General features: G+C 69.1%; 13 protein-coding genes. 11 read left to right on the forward strand and 2 right to left on the reverse strand.

Translation table 11 applies throughout. The features are described 5' to 3' along the window. Positions 1–37: 37 nt before the first annotated feature. The gene (gene aceE, locus ACFVRO_RS05625; RefSeq protein WP_386950148.1) at positions 38–2,734 is read left to right on the forward strand and encodes a pyruvate dehydrogenase (acetyl-transferring), homodimeric type; all 2,697 of its coding nucleotides are present in this window, start codon (positions 38–40) and stop codon (positions 2,732–2,734) included. Between the two features lie 430 nt (positions 2,735–3,164). On the opposite strand, the gene ACFVRO_RS05630 is transcribed toward aceE, so the two are convergent. Beyond that, positions 3,165–3,932, reverse strand: a complete 768-nt coding sequence (locus ACFVRO_RS05630) for an IclR family transcriptional regulator (RefSeq protein ID WP_105676250.1) — start codon at positions 3,930–3,932, stop codon at positions 3,165–3,167. Positions 3,933–4,133: 201 nt separating this feature from the next. Here ACFVRO_RS05630 and ACFVRO_RS05635 point away from each other — a divergent pair, with 201 nt between their 5' ends. The 3 genes from ACFVRO_RS05635 to ACFVRO_RS05645 are packed head-to-tail and all read left to right on the forward strand — an operon-like array spanning position 4,134 to position 7,635. Beyond that, on the forward strand, positions 4,134–5,534 hold the full coding sequence (locus ACFVRO_RS05635) for an NAD-dependent malic enzyme (RefSeq protein ID WP_386950151.1): 1,401 nt from the start codon (positions 4,134–4,136) through the stop codon (positions 5,532–5,534). A gap of 5 nt (positions 5,535–5,539) precedes the next feature. Then, positions 5,540–6,811: a DUF6986 family protein gene (locus tag ACFVRO_RS05640; protein ID WP_386950153.1), complete on the forward strand. Its 1,272-nt coding sequence runs from the start codon at positions 5,540–5,542 to the stop codon at positions 6,809–6,811. Continuing rightward, positions 6,808–7,635 (forward strand): bifunctional allantoicase/(S)-ureidoglycine aminohydrolase, encoded by an 828-nt coding sequence (locus tag ACFVRO_RS05645; protein ID WP_105676252.1) that lies wholly within the window; start codon positions 6,808–6,810, stop codon positions 7,633–7,635. The genes ACFVRO_RS05640 and ACFVRO_RS05645 overlap by 4 nt, the downstream gene beginning before the upstream one ends. Positions 7,636–8,070: 435 nt before the next feature. Here the strand turns inward: ACFVRO_RS05645 and ACFVRO_RS05650 are convergent, their stop codons facing one another. Next, entirely contained in the window at positions 8,071–9,471 is a 1,401-nt protein-coding gene (locus tag ACFVRO_RS05650; protein ID WP_386950156.1) for an MFS transporter, read from the reverse strand. 230 nt (positions 9,472–9,701) lie between these two features. Here ACFVRO_RS05650 and ACFVRO_RS05655 point away from each other — a divergent pair, with 230 nt between their 5' ends. The 7 genes from ACFVRO_RS05655 to allB all read left to right on the forward strand — a co-directional run bounded on the left by ACFVRO_RS05655 (position 9,702) and on the right by allB (position 18,305). Then, a complete protein-coding gene (locus ACFVRO_RS05655) occupies positions 9,702–10,487 on the forward strand; it encodes a hydroxypyruvate isomerase family protein (protein ID WP_386950159.1) in 786 nt (261 codons plus the stop codon). 24 nt (positions 10,488–10,511) lie between these two features. Then, on the forward strand, positions 10,512–11,390 hold the full coding sequence (locus ACFVRO_RS05660) for a 2-hydroxy-3-oxopropionate reductase (RefSeq protein ID WP_386950161.1): 879 nt from the start codon (positions 10,512–10,514) through the stop codon (positions 11,388–11,390). 143 nt (positions 11,391–11,533) lie between these two features. Then, positions 11,534–13,321 carry a glyoxylate carboligase gene (gene gcl / locus ACFVRO_RS05665; RefSeq protein WP_386950164.1) on the forward strand — a complete coding sequence of 596 codons (1,788 nt, stop codon included), beginning with the start codon at positions 11,534–11,536 and terminating at the stop codon, positions 13,319–13,321. Positions 13,322–13,330: 9 nt separating this feature from the next. Further along, positions 13,331–14,446 carry a glycerate kinase gene (locus ACFVRO_RS05670; RefSeq protein WP_386950166.1) on the forward strand — a complete coding sequence of 372 codons (1,116 nt, stop codon included), beginning with the start codon at positions 13,331–13,333 and terminating at the stop codon, positions 14,444–14,446. Between the two features lie 129 nt (positions 14,447–14,575). After that, entirely contained in the window at positions 14,576–16,108 is a 1,533-nt protein-coding gene (locus tag ACFVRO_RS05675) for an NCS1 family nucleobase:cation symporter-1 (RefSeq protein WP_386950169.1), read from the forward strand. Positions 16,109–16,124: 16 nt separating this feature from the next. Further along, positions 16,125–16,850: an aspartate/glutamate racemase family protein gene (locus tag ACFVRO_RS05680; protein WP_386950172.1), complete on the forward strand. Its 726-nt coding sequence runs from the start codon at positions 16,125–16,127 to the stop codon at positions 16,848–16,850. 60 nt (positions 16,851–16,910) lie between these two features. Then, the gene (allB, locus tag ACFVRO_RS05685; protein ID WP_223585693.1) at positions 16,911–18,305 is read left to right on the forward strand and encodes an allantoinase AllB; all 1,395 of its coding nucleotides are present in this window, start codon (positions 16,911–16,913) and stop codon (positions 18,303–18,305) included. Positions 18,306–18,312 lie beyond the last annotated feature (7 nt).

The raw sequence follows: 18,312 nt of genomic DNA on the forward strand, positions 1-18,312 counted from the left end.
CTCGACGCATGACCCATCTAACAAGAAAGGCCGAATCGTGACCGACAATCGCGCCTCCGCCGCCCTCCCCGCCGACCTCGACCCCGAGGAGACCGCGGAGTGGCTCGAATCCCTGGACGCCTTGATCGCAGAGCGCGGCACCGACCGCGGCGAGCAGATCATCCGCACGCTGGTCGATCGCGCCGGCATCCGCTCCGAGCCGATCGCGACCACCGACTACATCAACACGATCTCCGTCGCCGATGAACCCGAGTACCCCGGCGACGAGGAGCTCGAGCGCCGCTTCCGTGCCTGGATGCGCTGGAACGCCGCCGTCATGGTGCACCGCGCGCAGCGCCCTGGCATCGGCGTCGGCGGCCACATCTCCACCTACGCGGGCGCCGCCACCCTGTACGAGGTCGGCTTCAACCACTTCTTCCGCGGCAAGGACCACCCCGGCGGCGGCGACCAGATCTACTTCCAGGGTCACGCCTCTCCCGGCATGTACGCCCGCGCCTTCATGGAGGGCCGCCTCAGCGAGGAGGACCTCGACGGATTCCGCCAGGAGAAGTCGCGCGAGGGCCACGCGCTCTCGTCCTACCCGCACCCCCGGCTCATGCCGGAGTTCTGGGAGTTCCCGACGGTGTCGATGGGCATCGGCCCGATGAACGCGATCTACCAAGCGCAGTCGAACCGCTACCTGCACGGGCGCGGCCTCAAGGACACGAGCGACCAGCACGTGTGGGCCTTCCTGGGCGACGGCGAGATGGACGAGCCCGAGTCGCGAGGGCTGCTGCAGCTCGCAGCGAACGACGGCCTCGACAACCTCACCTTCGTCGTCAACTGCAACCTGCAGCGGCTCGACGGCCCCGTGCGCGGCAACGGCAAGATCATCCAGGAGCTCGAGGGCTTCTTCCGCGGCGCCGGATGGAACGTCATCAAGGTCATCTGGGGTCGCGAGTGGGACGGCCTGCTCGAGGCGGATGCCGACGGCGCCCTGGTCGACATCATGAACACCACGGTCGACGGCGACTACCAGACCTACAAGGCCGAGTCGGGCGGGTTCATCCGCGAGAACTTCTTCGGCCGCGACGAGCGCACCCGCGCCCTCGTCGACGGGCTGACCGACGACCAGATCTGGGGCCTCAAGCGCGGCGGCCACGACTACCGCAAGGTCTACGCGGCCTACGAGCAGTCGATGCAGCGCAACGGCAAGCCCACCGTCATCCTCGTGAAGACCGTCAAGGGCTACGGCCTCGGGCAGCGCTTCGAGGCGCGCAACGCGACGCATCAGATGAAGAAGCTCACGCTGCAGGACCTCAAGGACTTCCGCGACCACCTGCGGGTGCCGATCACGGATGCTCAGCTCGAGGCCGACCCGTACCAGCCGCCGTACTACCACCCGGGGGTGGATGCTCCGGAGATCCAGTACCTGCACTCGCGGCGGCAGGCGCTCGGCGGGTTCGTGCCGGAGCGCCGGCCGAACGCTTCGGGTCAGATCACGCTGCCCGATGCCAAGGCGTACGAGGTCGCGGCGCGCGGCTCCGGCAAGCAGCAGGCCGCGACGACGATGGCGTTCGTCCGCGTGCTGAAGGACCTCATGCGCGACGCGGAGTTCGGCAAGAGGATCGTCCCGATCATCCCCGACGAGGCCCGCACCTTCGGCATGGACGCGTTCTTCCCCACCGCGAAGATCTACAACCCGAACGGTCAGAACTACCTCGCCGTCGACCGTGACATCGTGCTGTCGTACAAGGAGTCGACGAGCGGGCAGATCGTGCACGTCGGCATCAACGAGGCCGGGTCCATCGCCGCGTTCACGGCGGCGGGAACCTCATACGCCACGCACGGTGTGCCGCTGATCCCCGTGTACGTCTTCTACTCCATGTTCGGCTTCCAGCGCACCGGTGACTCGCTGTGGGCGGCGGCCGACCAGATGGCCCGCGGCTTCCTCATCTCGGCCACGGCGGGGCGCACGACCCTGACGGGCGAGGGCCTGCAGCACGCGGACGGGCACTCCCCGCTGCTCGCGGCGACGAACCCGGCCGTCGTCACCTACGACCCCGCGTTCGGCTACGAGATCGGGCACATCATGCGCGCCGGCATCGAGCGGATGTACGGGCCGGACTCGACCGACCGCAACCGCATCTACAACCTCATGGTCTACAACGAGCCGATCGTGCAGCCGGCGGAGCCCGACGGCGTCGACGTGGACGGCATCCTCGGCGGCATCCACCGCATCTCCGCCGTCGAGAACCCGCAGACGCACCTCCTCGCCTCCGGCATCGGCGCGACCTGGGCGCTCGAGGCGCAGCAGCTGCTGCGCGACGACTGGGGCGTGCAGGCCGACGTCTGGTCGGTCACCTCGTGGACAGAGCTGCGCCGTGACGCGGTCGCCGCCGAGGAGGACGAGTTCCTCGGACGCGGTGCGCGCACGCCGTTCCTCGTCTCGCAGCTGGCGGGGGCGGAGGGGCCGATCGTCGCCGTGAGCGACTACGCCAAGGACCTGCCCGACCAGGTGCGCCAGTTCGTGACGAACGACTGGGCGACGCTCGGCGCCGACGGCTTCGGATTCTCCGACACCAGGGCCGCCGCGCGGCGCTTCTTCAAGATCGACGGTCCGTCGATCGTCGTGCGGACCCTGCAACTGCTCGCGAAGCGCGGAGAAGTGGATGCCGCGGCCCCGGCCCAGGCGGCGGAGAAGTACCGCCTCCTCGACGTGAACGCCGGCACGAGCGGCTCCGACGCGGAGTAGCCGGCGCGCGCGTTGTCGTCGCCGCCTCGGGAGGAGAAAGCACGTTCGGGCTGAGGATCTTCGCGGATTCGTCAGCCCGGGCGTGCGTTCTCAGCCCGGGCCTGCGGGTGAGTCCGGGCGTGCGGGGTCAGTCCGGTGCGTGCGGGGCTAGGTCGGGCGTGCGGGGCTAGTCCCGGAGGTGCGAGTGGATGCCGGTGCGTAGTGGTTGTCGCCGCTTCGGGAGGAGAAAGCACGTTCGGGCTGAGGATCTTCGCGGATTCGTCAGCCCGAGCGTGCGTTCTCAGCCCGAGCGTGCGGGTGAGTCCGGGCGTGCGGGGGCAGCCCGAGCGTGCGTTCTCAGCCCGAGCGCGCGAAGGCATCGGAGCTGGCGGATGCCGGTGCGGTGTCGCGCAGAGGAGTGCAGCGCGAGGCCGCGAGTGTCGGTCGGGGCTCAGTCGTTGAGCTCGGCGACGATCGCCTCGGCCGCGCGACGCAGCAGCGGCACGGCGCGGCCGCCGAAGGCCTCGTCGACGCGCGAGATCGGGCCTGAGACCGACACGGCGGTCGGGGTCGGAGCATCCGGCACCGCCATGGAGAAGCAGCGCACGCCGATCTCCTGCTCCTGGTCGTCGATCGCGTAGCCGCGCTCGCGGATCACGTCGAGCTCGGCCAGCAGATCCTCGACCGTGCCGATGCTGTGCTCCGTGGGGGTCGGCATCCCGGCCCTGCTGACGATGCCGCGCACGGTGTCGTTCGGGAGCTGCGCGAGGATCGCCTTGCCCACGCCGGTGTCGTGCAGGTGCGCGCGGCGGCCGACCTCGGTGAACATGCGCATGGAGTGCAGCGACGGCACCTGCGCCACGTAGACGACCATGTCGCCGTCGAGCACCGCCATGTTCGCGCTCTCGCCGAGCGCGTCGACCAGGCCCTTGAGCTGGGGGCGGGCGAGGGCGCCGAACTGACGCTGCGCTCCCTCCCCGATGCGGATCAGCCTCGGGCCGAGCGCATAGCGCCGGTTCGGCAGCTGCCGCGCGTAGCCCAGCGACACGAGCGTGCGGAGCAGGCGGTGGATCGTCGGGAGGGGGAGATCGGTGGATGCCGCGAGCTCGCTCAGCGTGACATCACCACCGGCATCCGTCACGAGTTCCAGGAGCTCGAAGACGCGCTCGACCGACTGCACTCCGGATCCGGCGCTCTTCGGGGTCTTGCTCTCAGCCATTTAAACCTCCCAGTGTCGCGATCATTCCATCATGCGAGAGCCCCGTGTCGAAAATCTCGTCTCGAATACTTCGACTCTTGCGTCGAACTTCCATAAAGTAGATAATAGACTCCACGATACGAAAATCATTGAAGATTTCTGAAGAAAAGCATCTCGTGTGCCACGGCGACTCGGCCGGGCTCACCTCGACGAGGAGGAAACATGGCGAATCCCGGACCAGGAAACTCGATCACCCTGCGGATCGACGCGCCGTCCAAGTTCAGCGTCACCAGCGAGCTCGCCGCGGCGGCCGCGGAGGCCGGTGCAGCCGTCACCGCCCTCGACGTCGTGGAGTCGCACCCGACCACGATCGTCGTCGACCTCACCTGCAACACCACGGGCGAGGAGCACGCCGACCGCGTGCGCGCAGCCGTCGACGCCCTCGAGGGCGTCACCGTGCGCCTCGTCAGCGACCGCACGTTCCTCATGCACCTCGGCGGCAAGCTCGAGGTCAACCCGCGGGTTCCGCTGCGCAACCGCGACGACCTCTCCCGCGCCTACACGCCGGGCGTCGCCCGTGTCTGCCTCGCCATCGCCGAGGACAAGAACCTGGCCCGCAAGCTCACGGTCAAGCGCAACACGATCGCCGTCGTGACCGACGGCACCGCCGTCCTCGGCCTCGGCGACATCGGCCCCGAGGCCGCGCTCCCGGTCATGGAGGGCAAGGCCGCCCTCTTCAAGCAGTTCGCGAACGTCGACGCGTGGCCCGTCTGCCTCGACACCAAGGACACCGAGGAGATCATCCGGATCGTCAAGGCCATCGCCCCCGTCTACGGCGGCGTGAACCTCGAGGACATCGCGGCTCCCCGCTGCTTCGAGATCGAGGCCCGTCTGCGTGAAGAGCTCGACATCCCGGTCTTCCACGACGACCAGCACGGCACCGCGATCGTCACCCTCGCCGCCCTGCGCAACGCGCTCAAGGTCGTCGGCAAGACGATCGGAGAGGTCCGCATCGTCGTCTCCGGCGTCGGCGCCGCCGGCAACGCGATCATCCAGCTGCTCCTCGCCGAGGGCGCGCACGACATCGTCGCCGCCGGTCGCGACGGAGCGATCCACGGCGGCGGCGAGTACACCGACGCGCACCGCACCGAGATCGCCGCGACGACCAACCCGCGCGGGTTCCAGGGCACGCTCAAGGAGGCCGTGGTCGGCGCCGACGTCTTCATCGGCGTGAGCGCACCGAACGTCCTCGACGAGAACGACATCGCCGCGATGGCCGACGACGCGATCGTGTTCGCCATGGCCAACCCGACCCCCGAGGTCGACCCGATCGTCGCGTCCAAGCACGCCGCCGTGGTCGCGACCGGACGCAGCGACTTCCCGAACCAGATCAACAACGTGCTCGCCTTCCCCGGCTTCTTCCGCGGTCTGCTCGACGCGGGCGTGTCCGACATCACGCCGCCTATGCTGGTCGCAGCCGCCGAGGCCATCGCCTCCCGCGTCGGCGAGGACGAGCTCAACGCGAGCTTCATCATCCCGAGCGTGTTCGATCCGCTGGTGGCCGGCGCGGTCGCCGAGGCGATCGTCCGCGTCGTCGAGTCCTCCGCCTCGAACGAGGAGTGAGCACCGTGGCTGCAGGAACCCTGGGTGACGCCGACCTCCTCGACATCGACGCGCAGCTCGCAGGCACCGACGCGCTGCTGACGACCGAGTACCCGGGAGACGACGGCACCCGCCAGCCCGTGCACACCCTGTACGTGCCGGCGGACCGGTTCACCCCGGAGCTCCCAGCGGCGTACGGGGCGAAGGCGGCTGCGGCCGTCGCCGCGGTCGGCGGGACGGTCGCGCTCGCCGAAGCGGTCGGCCTCGGGCACCTCGCCTCCGAGCTCGCACCCCTGGTCGACGCGAAGCTCGTCGCCGAGCCGATCGAAGACCTCCGCCTCGACTTCGAAGACGGCTACGGCGCCCGACCGGATGCCGAGGAGGACGCGGATGCCGTGCTCGCCGCCGAGCGCGTGGCGGCAGCCGTGGCCGCCGGCGTCGCTCCGCCGTTCATCGGCATCCGCTTCAAGTGCTTCGAGGCGCCGACCCGGCGCCGCGGCATCCGCACCCTCGATCTGTTCCTGACGACCCTCGCCGGTCTCGGTCCGCTGCCCGCAGGGCTCGTGCTCACGCTGCCCAAGGTGACGACGATCGCGCAGGTCGAGGCCATGGTCTCGCTGTGCGAGAGGTTCGAGGAGCGCCTCGGCCTGCCCGCAGGGCGCCTCCGCTTCGAGGTGCAGATGGAGACGCCGCAGCTGATCGTCGCGGCCGACGGGTCCGTGCCGGTCGCCACGCTGCTGCACCGTGCGAACGGACGCGTGTCGGCCCTGCACTACGGCACCTACGACTACAGCGCCTCGCTGCAGATCGCCGCGGCGTACCAGTCGATGGAGCATCCGGCCGCCGACTACGCGAAACAGGTCATGCAGGTCGCCGTCGCCGAGACGGGGGTGCGGCTCTCCGACGGATCGACGAACGTGATCCCGATCGGCGAGAACGCCCTCGACGCCTGGAGGCTGCATGCGCGCCTCGTGCGGCGTTCGCTGGAGCGCGGCTACTACCAGGGCTGGGATCTCGCCGCCGAGCAGCTGCCCACCCGGTACCTCGCGACCTACGCGTTCTACCGCGAGGGCTTCGCCGGCGCGGCGAAGCGCCTCGACAACTACCTGCACGGCAGCGACGCCGCCATCATGGACGAGCCGGCGACGGCTCGGGCCCTCGCGCGCTTCGTCGTGCGCGGGCTGGAGTGCGGCGCCGTCACCGAGGCGGAGGTGCGGGATGCCGCGGCCGCCACGCCCTCCGAGCTGATCAGGCTCGCCCACCCGAAGCTCGCCGTCTCCGAGGAGGACAACTCATGAGCACCGACACCCGCACGTACTACACGCCCGCCGGCGGACTCCCGCCGCAGAGCGATCTGCTCACCGACCGCGCGGTCGTGAAGCTCGCGTACACCTTCATCCCGAAGGGCGTGCTGCGCGACATCGTCACCAGCAGCCTCCCCGGCTTCACGAACACGCGCGCATGGATCATCGCCCGCCCGACCCCGAGCTCGGCGACCACGTTCTCGCAGTTGATCGTCGAGATCGCTCCGGGCGGGGGCGCGGCGAAGCCCGAACCGGAGGCCGGTGTCGAGGGCGTCGTCTTCGTCACCACGGGACGGCTCACGCTCACGCTCGACGGGGAGCGCCACGTGCTGGAGGAGGGCGGCTACGCGTTCCTCGCACCGGGGGCGAAGTGGTCGCTCGCGAACGAGGGCGACGAGATCACCAGCTTCCACTGGATCCGCAAGGCCTACGAGTGGCTCGACGGCGTCGACGCCCCGGCATCCTTCATCACCAGCGACAAGGACATCGCTCCGGTCTCGATGCCCGACACCGACGACGTCTGGGCCACCACGCGCTTCTCCGACGCCAGCGACATGGCGCACGACATGCAGGTGAACATCGTCACCTTCAAGCCGGGCGGGTCGATCCCGTTCGCGGAGACGCACGTGATGGAGCACGGGCTGTTCGTGCTGCAGGGCAAGGCCGTCTACCGCCTGAACGACGACTGGGTCGAGTGCGAGGCGGGGGACTACATGCTGCTGCGCGCCTTCTGCCCGCAGGCCTGCTACGCCGGAGGGCCCGAGGACTTCCGGTACCTGCTCTACAAGGACATGAACCGCCAGATCACCCTGACCTGACGCCGTCCGTCAGCCTGAAGGCGCCGCCCCGCTGCTGCGGGACGGCGCCTTCGTCGTCGTCGGCCTCTCCATGACCGGGGCCCCGACGGCATCCCGCACCACGGGCCGACGTCGAAGACAGGGCGCACGGTCGGGAGGAGAAAACGTCCTCGGGCTGAGGAATCCTGCGGAATCCTCAGCCCGAGGGCGCTTTCTCAGCCCGGAGCGTTGACGTGAGGGGAGGTCGACGAGCCCGGAGCGTTGACGTGAGGGGAAGTCGACGAGCCGGAGCGCGTCGGCCCGGATGCCGCGGCTGAAGTCGTACGTCCCGTGAGGCGTGTCGTCTCGGTCGCCGGCGCGCCCTCGCACAACGACCGGGGACTGCTCGATGGGCGGGGGCCGAACGTGTGAGAGGAGCGGGGCCCGGGGGCCCCGCTCCTCGACGGATCCGACGGGTCAGGCCTTCGCGACAGCGGCGGCGGCGCGCTCCTCGACGGTCGGGATCTGCTCGATCCGGCCGAGCATCACCGTGTAGAAGACGATGCCGATGACGAGCATGATGCCGGCGACGATGAACGCCCAGGCGAAGCTGCCGGTGAACTGCACGATGAATCCGGTGACGATCGGAGCTGTCGTGCCGATGAGGTTGTTCACGGTGTTCATGACGGCGCCGGTCGCGCCCACCGCACCCTCGGGGGCGATCAGGGCGGGGAGCGAGTTCGTCACGCTGAACGTGATGGTGATGCCCGTGATCCCCAGGGTGATCCAGACGAGCGACCAGACGAGGTCGGTGGTGAACGCCGTCCCGACGATCGTGGTGGCGAGCAGCATCCCGCCGATGATGAACACCCGCCTGACCGCGGTGCTGGACCTGCCGTTGCGCACCATGCGGTCCAGCAGGTAGCCGGGGAGCAGGTACTGCACGACGACGGCGAACAGCCAGGGGACGGCGGTGAACAGACCCGACTTCGCGACGTCCATGTGCATCTGCGACTGCAGGAAGCCCGGCAGCCAGGTGAGCAGCATCCACTGCACGTAGCCGGCGCAGCCGAGGCCGAGGGACATGCCCCACACCTTGCGCTGGCGCAGGATGTATCCGAGGTTGGCGAGCGGGTTCGGTGTCGGGGCGTCTTCGTGCTGCGCGCCGCCGTCGAGGATGTGGTTCAGCTCGACGTCGCTCAGCCGGCCCTTGCGGTTCATCTCCTTCGGGTCGCGGTAGAAGACGAAGAACACGATGAAGTAGACGAGGCTGAGCACGCCGATGGTGATGAACGCGCCGCGCCAGCCGAACAGGGCGACGGCGGCGCCGACGAGCGGGAAGCCGATCACGTTGGACAGGCGCTGGCCGCTGTCGAAGATCACGGTGGCCATGCCGCGCTCGCTGCGGGGGAACCAGTAGCTGGTGGTCTTCATGGCGCCGGGGAAGATCGGCGCCTCGGCGAGGCCGAGGATCAGCCGGGCGATGAGGAGCAGGCCCATGCCGCTGATCATGGCGGTGAGGAAGCAGGAGACCGCCCACAGGACGGTCGCCGCCCGCATGACCCACTTGATGCCGATCTTGTCCAGCAGCATCCCCATCGGGATCTGCATGAGCGCGTACGACCAGCCGAAGCTGCCCAGGATGATGCCGATCTGGCCCTCGGTGAGGCCGAACTCCATCCGCATGTCGTGTTCCGCGATGGACATCGAGCTGCGGTCGATGTAGTTGATCAGCACCGCGAAGAACAGCAGGAACCCGATGGCCCAGCGGACGCGGCCGACCTTCTTCGCCTTCGGGACGATCAGTCCGGTGCGGGGGATCAGGTCGTTCCGCCCTGAGGGCGGCCCTGCGGGATCGCGAGGATCGGTGGATGACATGTGAGACCTCTCTTGCTCATCGTCGAGTTGAGTCTGGACGCTCCCAGACGGGGCGCCCGGTCACTGTATCCCCGCGGCGATAGTTTTCGAAAGGGGGAATTCAATATCCACATAGCGGAAAGGATGGTATATCACTCGAGGCTCCGAATCGTTGACACGTCGAGCCTTCGCGCGTAGTCTTTTCATTACTAGGAACTTTTCTTCCACGATTCGAAATCAAGGATGATCTCATGAGCTACACCGTCAACGCCTCGATCCTGCTGACCGAGCTGCCGATCACCGAGCGCCCCGCTGCGGTCAGGGCGGCCGGCTTCGACGCCGTCGAGTTCTGGTGGCCGTTCTCCTCCGCGGTTCCCGCGCAGGACGACGTCGACGCCTTCGTCGGGGCCATCCAGGATGCCGGCGTGCAGCTCACCGGCCTCAACTTCTTCGCGGGCGACATGCCGGCGGGCGATCGCGGCCTCGTCTCCTGGATCGGCCGCGAGGACGAGTTCCGTGCCAACGTCGAGGTGGTCGTCGCCATCGGCGAGCGGCTCGGCACGAAGGCCTTCAACGCCCTCTACGGCAACCGCATCGAGGGCGCCGACGCCCAGGCGCAGGACGACCTCGCTGTGCAGAACCTCGCGATCGCGGGTGCCGCGGTCGCGAAGATCGGCGGCATCGTGCTGCTGGAGCCGGTCTCGGGCATGGACGCCTACCCGCTGAAGACTGCTGCCGACGCGCTCGCGATCATCGCCAGGGTCGCGGACGAGCATGGCGTCGACAACGTCAAGCTGCTCGCCGACTTCTACCACCTGGCCGTCAACGGCGACGACGTCGCGGCGGTCGTCGCCGACCACGCCGCCGAGTTCGGCCACATCCAGATCGCCGACGCCCCCGGCCGCGGCGAGCCCGGTACCGGCGACCTGCCGCTCGCGCAGTGGATCGCCGACGCCCAGGCGGGCGGCTACGCCGGACCCATCGGACTCGAGTACAAGGCCACCCAGGCGGACCCCTTCGCCTGGATCCAGAACTGACACCCCTCGCGAAGGAGCGACGACATGACCAGCATCGCCATCATCGGCCTCGGCATCATGGGCCTCCCCATGGCCAAGAACCTCGTCTCGGCCGGCTACGACGTGACCGGATTCAACCGCAGCCAGCAGGCCATCGACACGCTCGTCGAGGCCGGAGGCACGGGCGCGACCAGCATCGCGGATGCCGTGAAGGACGCCGACGTCGTCATCACGATGGTCCCCGACTCCCCGGACGTCGAGGGCGTCGTGCGCGGCGAGGACGGCGTCTTCGCGAACGCGAAGCCGGGCGCCCTGTGGATCGACAACTCCTCCATCCGCCCCGATGTCGCCAAGGCGCTGGCGGAGGAGGCCGTCGCGGCCGGCTTCGGCGCCGTCGACGCCCCGGTCTCCGGCGGCGAGCAGGGCGCGATCGACGGCGTGCTGTCGATCATGGTCGGCGGATCCCCTGAGGACTTCGCGAAGGCCGAGCCCGTGCTGAACGCGATCGGCAAGACCATCGTGCACGTCGGCCCCGCCGGCGCCGGTCAGACCGTCAAGGCAGCCAACCAGCTCATCGTCGCCGTCAACATCCAGGCGCTCGCCGAGGCGGTCACGTTCCTCGAGGCGTTCGGCGTCGACACGGATGCCGCCCTCACGGTCCTCGGCGGCGGCCTCGCCGGCTCCAAGGTCCTCGACCAGAAGGGGCAGAAGATGCTGAACCGCGACTTCGCCCCCGGATTCCGCCTCGCCCTCCACAACAAGGACCTGGGCATCGTCACCGCAGCCGCGCGCTCCGTCGGGGTCACCGTCCCGCTCGGCGCCGCCGTCGCACAGCTCGTGAACGCCCTCGTCGCCCGCGGCGACGGCGGCCTCGACCACTCGGGCCTCTTCAAGCTCACCGCAGAGCTCTCCGGTCGCGACTGAGCGACCCCACACCACGCAATCTCCCGTTCGTTGAGCGAGCGAAGCGAGACGAAACGCCTCATCCGGCGTTCGACGTCAGCGGAAGACGTTTCGTCTCGTCGCTTCGCTCCTCGCTCGACGACCGAAATGAAAAGGACACTCTCATGACCCGCATGCGCGCAGTGGACGCCATCGTCCAGATCCTCGTGAAGGAGGGCGCCACCGAGGCGTTCGGCCTGCCAGGCGCCGCCATCAACCCGCTCTACTCGGCGATGCGCCAGAACGGCGGCATCCGTCACACCCTCGCCCGCCACGTCGAAGGCGCCTCGCACATGGCCGACGGCTACAGCCGCACCGGCGACGGCCGCATCGGCATCTGCATCGGCACGTCGGGCCCCGCGGGGACCGACATGATCACCGGCCTGTACGCCGCGATCGCCGACAGCATCCCGATGCTCTGCATCACCGGACAGGCTCCGGTCGCGAAGCTCGACAAGGAGGACTTCCAGGCCGTCGACATCGCGTCGATCGCGAAGCCGGTGACGAAGTTCGCCAAGACGGTGCTCGAGGCGGGGCAGATCCCCGGCGCCTTCCAGACCGCGTTCCAGGTCATGCGCTCCGGTCGCCCCGGTCCTGCTCTGCTCGATCTGCCGTTCGACGTGCAGATGACCGAGATCGAGTTCGACATCGACACCTACGAGCCGCTGCCCGTGGCGAAGCCCGTCGCGACCCGCGCGCAGGCCGAGAAGGTGCTCGACATGCTCATCGCGGCGACGCACCCCGCGATCATCGCGGGCGGCGGCATCGTGAACTCCGGTGCCTCCGCGAAGCTCGTCGAGCTGGCCGAGACCCTGGGAGTGCCCGTGTTCCCGACCCTGATGGGCTGGGGTGCGATCGGCGACGACCACCCGCTCGCCGGGGGCCTCGTCGGCATCCAGACCTCGCAGCGCTACGGCAACGCGAGCTTCCTCGAGAGCGACTTCGTGCTCGGCATCGGCAACCGCTGGGCCAACCGCCACACCGGCGGCCTCGACACGTACCGCAAGGGCCGCACGTTCGTGCACGTCGACATCGAGCCCACCCAGATCGGCCGCGTGTTCGCGCCCGACTACGGGGTGGTGTCCGACGCCGGTGCGTTCATCGACGCGCTGCTCGAGGCCGCACGCGACCGCGTCGCCGAGCTGCCCGACTACAACGGCTGGGCTCAGGAGTGCCGCGACCGCAAGGCGCGTCTGCAGCGCAAGACGAACTTCGACAACGTGCCCATGAAGCCGCACCGCGTGTACCAGGAGATGCTCTCGGCCTTCGGCCACGACACCACCTACGTCACCACGATCGGCCTGTCGCAGATCGCGGGCGCGCAGCTGCTGCACGTCTACGGCCCCCGCCAGTGGATCAACGCCGGCCAGGCCGGACCCCTCGGCTGGACCCTGCCCGCCGCGCTGGGCGTCGTCCGCGGCAAGCCGGAGCAGCCCGTCGTCGCGCTGAGCGGCGACTACGACTTCCAGTTCATGATCGAGGAGCTCGCCGTGGGCGCGCAGCACAAGCTGCCGTACATCCACGTCGTGGTGAACAACAGCTACCTCGGTCTGATCCGCCAGTCGCAGCGTCCGTTCGAGATGGACTACGAGGTCTCGCTGGCCTTCGACAACATCAACACGCCGCAGGACTCCTCCAGCATCGCCACGGGCTACGGCGTCGACCACGTCAAGGTCGCCGAGGGACTGGGCTGCAAGGCGCTCCGCGTCGAGCGCCCTGAGGACCTCGCCGCGGGCTTCGCCGAGGCCGAGCGCCTGCGGGACGAGTTCCAGGTGCCGGTGGTCGTCGAGGTCATCCTCGAGCGCGTCACCAACATCGCGATGGGCGCCGACCTCGACACCATGAACGAGTTCGAGGACCTCGCGACGTCGCCCGCCGACGCGCCCGAGGCCGTCTACGCCCTGCTGGACTGAGACCGGTCCATGCGCATCCTGATCGCCTCGGACAAGTTCAAGGGCTCCGCCACCGGGGCCGAGGTCGCGGCGTCGCTCGCCGACGGCATCCGGACGCTGATCCCGGATGCCGTCGTCGAGGCGGTTCCCGTCGCCGACGGCGGCGAGGGCACGGTCGACGCGGCGATCGCGAGCGGGTTCGACCCCGTGACCGTGACGGTGACGGGCCCCGTCGGGCAGTCCGTCACCGCGCGGTTCGCGGTGCGGGGCTCCGAGGCGATCATCGAGATGGCGGCCGCGAGCGGGCTCGACCTGCTGCCGGGCGGCGAGAAGGCCCCGCTGACGGCGACCAGCCGCGGCACGGGCGAGCTGATCGCCGCGGCCCTCGACCGCGGGTGCACGACGATCGTGCTCGGCGTCGGCGGAAGTGCGAACACCGACGGCGGCGCCGGGATGCTGCAGGCACTGGGCGTCTCCCTCCGGACGGAGGATCGTCCGGTGCGGGCCGGCGGCGCCGCGCTCGTCGAGCTCGTGTCTGCTGATGTGTCTGGGCTCGATCCGCGGCTCGCCGAGGCGGAGATCGTGCTGGCGAGCGACGTCGACAATCCGCTCCTCGGGGACCGGGGTGCGGCTGCCGTGTTCGCGCCGCAGAAGGGGGCGAGCGCCGACGATGTCGCCGCCCTCGAGGCGGGCCTCGCACGATTCGCCGCCCTCCTCGAGCAGCAGCCGGGGGTGCGGCCCTCGGCATCCGCCCCCGGCGCCGGCGCCGCCGGGGGTGTCGGGTACGCGGCTCTGGCGGTGCTCGGCGCGCGCCGCGAACCCGGCATCGACGTCGTGCAACGGCTCACCGGACTCGCTGATCGCATCGTCGGCGCCGACCTCGTCATCACGGGCGAGGGCAGTCTCGACGATCAGAGCCTCGGCGGCAAGACGCCCCTCGGGGTGGCTGCTGCCGCGCGTACGGCGGGGGTGCCCGTCGTGGCCGTGTGCGGGCGGTCGACGCTGTCGGCGCAGGAGGCGACGGATGCCGGATTCCACCGTGTGCACGCGCTGAGCGCGCTCGAACCGGACCCTGCCACGAGCATCGCGAACGCGAAGACCCTGCTCGTCGAGGTCGGCGCCCTCATCGCGCGCGATCTCCTCTGATTCTGGTATCCCAGAGCATTGACACGGCATCGCCGTGTGTGGTGAAATTTCTTTAGTTGAAAACTAGATTCCATATTACGGAATTACCCTGCAACATCTCTTACCTGACGGAGCGGTCAAGGAAAGGCAATGATGTCCACCGAAGAGTTCGTCCACATCCCGAGCAGAGCGTCAGAGGGCCTCGACGAGGCGCCCTCCATCACCATCGCCGTGCAGGCCGGCATCAGCCCCCGCCTGTACAACACCGACCTCGCGCCCACGACCCGCGAGGGTCGCCACTGGAGCGCGTACAGCATCTTCACCCTGTGGGCCAACGACGTCCACAGCCTCGGCAACTACGCGTTCGCGATCGGCCTGTTCGCCCTCGGCCTCAGCGGCGGCGCGATCCTCGGAGCACTCGCCTTCGGAGCGCTGTTCCTGTTCCTGCTGCTCACCCTCTCCGGGTTCATGGGGGAGAAGACGGGCGTCCCGTTCCCCGTCATGAGCCGCATCGCCTTCGGCGTCCACGGCGCGCAGATCCCCGGCCTGCTCCGCGGCATCGTCGCGATCGCGTGGTTCGGCATCCAGACCTTCCTCGCCTCGCAGGTGCTCCAGGTCGTCATCCTCGCGGTCGCCCCCGGCGCGGCATCCCTCCAGGAGGGGTCCTTCCTCGGGCTCTCCGCCCTCGGCTGGATCACCTTCGTGGTGCTGTGGATCGTGCAGGTCATCATCGTCAGCTACGGCATGGAGATGATCCGCAAGTACGAGGCCTGGGCCGGCCCCATCATCCTCGCCACCTTCGTCGCCCTCGCCGTATGGGTGCTCGTGCAGAGCGGCTTCCAGATCAACTGGGCCCCGCACGGCACCGCAGAGGGCGGGGAGCTGTGGCTCAAGATGCTCGGCGCCGCCTCCCTCTGGGTCTCGATCTACGGCACCTTCGTGCTGAACTTCTGCGACTTCACCCGCGGCGCGAAGTCGCGCAAGGCGATCATCAAGGGCAACTTCTGGGGCATCCCGATCAACATGCTGTTCTTCGGCGTGATCGTCGTCGTCCTCGCCGGCGGCACCTTCCAGATCGACGGCACCGTCATCACCTCCCCGGCCGACGTCGTCGCCGCGATCCCGAACACGTTCCTCCTCGTGCTCGCCTCGCTCGCACTGATCGCACTCACGGTCGCCGTGAACCTCATGGCCAACTTCGTCGCCCCCACCTACGCCTTCACGAACCTGCTGCCCAAGCACCTGAACTTCCGCAAGGCAGCGATCCTCTCCGCGGTGATCGGACTCGTCATCACGCCCTGGAACCTGTACAACTCGCCGATCGTCATCAACGTGTTCCTCGGCGGCCTCGGCGCCCTGCTCGGCCCGCTGTTCGGCATCATCATGGTCGACTACTGGCTGATCAAGAAGCAGCAGATCAACGTGCCGGCGCTGTACTCGACCTCGCCGGTGTCGGAGTACGCGTACTCCCGCGGATTCAACCCCCGCGCGATCATCGCCCTCGTGGTGGCCGGCGGCATCTCGCTGCTGCTCACCTTCCTCCCGGTCTTCGAGTCGGTGCGGGAGTTCTCCTGGTTCTTCGCCGCAGGGCTCGCGGCCATCGTCTACGGTGTGATCGCCGACCGTCGCGGCCCGTTCCACGACGTCGACGCGGGCGACATCGCCGTCACCCCGACCCACTGACCCAGGGAGAACGATCATGCGCATCCTCGTCGCGAACGTGAACACCACCCAGACGATGACCGACGGCATCGCCGAGGCCGCGAGAGCGGTCGCATCCCCCGGCACCGAGATCATCGGCCTCACCCCCGACTTCGGCGCCGAATCCTGCGAGGGCAACTTCGAGAGCTACCTCGCCGCGATCGCGGTGATGGACAAGATCGTCCGGTACGACGGCGAGTACGACGCGGTCATCCAGGCGGGCTACGGCGAGCACGGGCGCGAGGGGCTCCAGGAGCTGCTCACGGTCCCGGTCGTCGACATCACCGAGGCCGCGGCATCCACCGCCATGTACCTCGGGCGCTCGTACTCCGTCGTCACGACGCTCGACCGTGCGGTGCCGCTCATCGAGGACCGTCTGATCCTCGCGGGGCTCCACGACCGCTGCGCCTCCGTCCGGTCCTCCGGTCTCGGCGTGCTCGAACTCGAGTCCGACCCCGAGCGCGCGATCGAGGCCATCGCCGCCGAGGCGCAGAAGGCGGTCGAGATCGACCGTGCCGAGGTGATCGTGCTCGGCTGCGGCGGCATGGCCGAGCTCAAGGACCGCGTCGTCGAGCTGTGCGGCGTGCCCGTCGTCGACGGCGTGCAGGCCGCGGTGGCCGTGGCCGAGGGGCTCGTGCGTCTCGGCCTCACGACCTCGAAGGTGCGCACGTACGCGCCGCCGCGCCCCAAGCGCATCACCGGCTTCGGACCCTCCGCGCGCTGAAGCGCGCACAATCGATACAACGGACATCGTCGGCACCGCAGCCGGCAGAAGGGAAGCGACATGTCGCAGGAGAACGAGCACCAGGATGCCGGAGCGGTGTCGCTCGACCCGACGGGGGAGCACTACGACCTGGTGATCCGCGGGCAGCGGGTGCTCACCTCGGCGGGCGTCCGTCCCCGTGAGGTCGGCATCCGCCACGGCGTGATCGTCGCGATGCAGCCCCTGGGCAACAACCTCGACGGCGCCGAGATCATCGAGCTCGCCGACGACGAGACCCTCATCCCGGGCCTCGTCGACACCCACGTGCATGTGAACGAGCCCGGCAGGACCGAGTGGGAGGGTTTCGCCTCCGCCACGCGCGCCGCCGCCGCCGGCGGGGTCACGACCATCGTCGACATGCCGCTGAACAGCATCCCGCCGACCATCAGCGTCGAGGCGCTGAACATCAAGCGCGAGGCCGCGAAGGGGCAGACCCACGTCGACGTGGGCTTCTGGGGCGGCGCCGTGCCCGGCAACACCGCCGACCTCCGCCCGCTGCACGACGCCGGCGTCTTCGGATTCAAGAGCTTCCTGCTGCACTCCGGTGTGGACGAGTTCCCGCCGCTGGACGCCGACGAGCTCGAGAAGGACATGCGGGAGCTCGCGACGTTCGACTCGGTCATGATCGTGCACGCCGAGGACTCCCGCGCGATCGACCGCGCCCCGCAGCCCGAGGGCGACGACTACGCGAAGTTCCTCGCGTCGCGCCCCCGCGGCGCCGAGAACCTCGCGATCGCCGAGGTCATCGAGCGTGCGCGCTGGACGGGTGGACGCGCACACATCCTGCACCTGTCGTCGTCGGACGCGCTGCCCATGCTGCGCTCCGCCAAGAACGACGGACTCAAGCTCACGGTCGAGACCTGCCCGCACTACCTCACCCTCACGGCCGAGGAGATCCCGCACGGCGCCACGCAGTTCAAGTGCTGCCCGCCGATCCGCGAGGCGGGCAACCGCGAGCAGCTGTGGCAGGGCCTGGAGGACGGCACGATCGACTTCATCGTGTCGGACCACTCGCCGTCGACCCTCGACCTCAAGGACCTCGAGAACGGCGACTTCGCCGTGGCCTGGGGTGGCGTCGCGTCGCTGCAGCTCGGCCTCTCGCTGATCTGGACCGAGGCCCGTCAGCGCGGCCTCTCGCTCGAGACGGTCGTCGCGTGGATGAGCGAGCGCCCTGCGCAGTTCGCCGGGCTCACGGGCAAGGGGCGCATCGCCCCCGGCTACGACGCCGACTTCTCGATCTTCGCGGCGGATGACGCGTACGTCGTCGACGTGAAGAAGCTGCACCACAAGAACCCGCTCACCCCGTACCACGGCAAGGCCCTCGCGGGCGTCGTGCGCAAGACCTGGCTGCACGGCGAGGTCATCGACTTCGAGACCCCGCGCGGTCGTCTGCTTCGTCGCGGGATGACCGAGTAACCCTCTG

The sequence above is a fragment of the Microbacterium sp. NPDC057944 genome, assembly GCF_042887445.1.
GTDB lineage: Bacteria > Actinomycetota > Actinomycetes > Actinomycetales > Microbacteriaceae > Microbacterium > Microbacterium natoriense.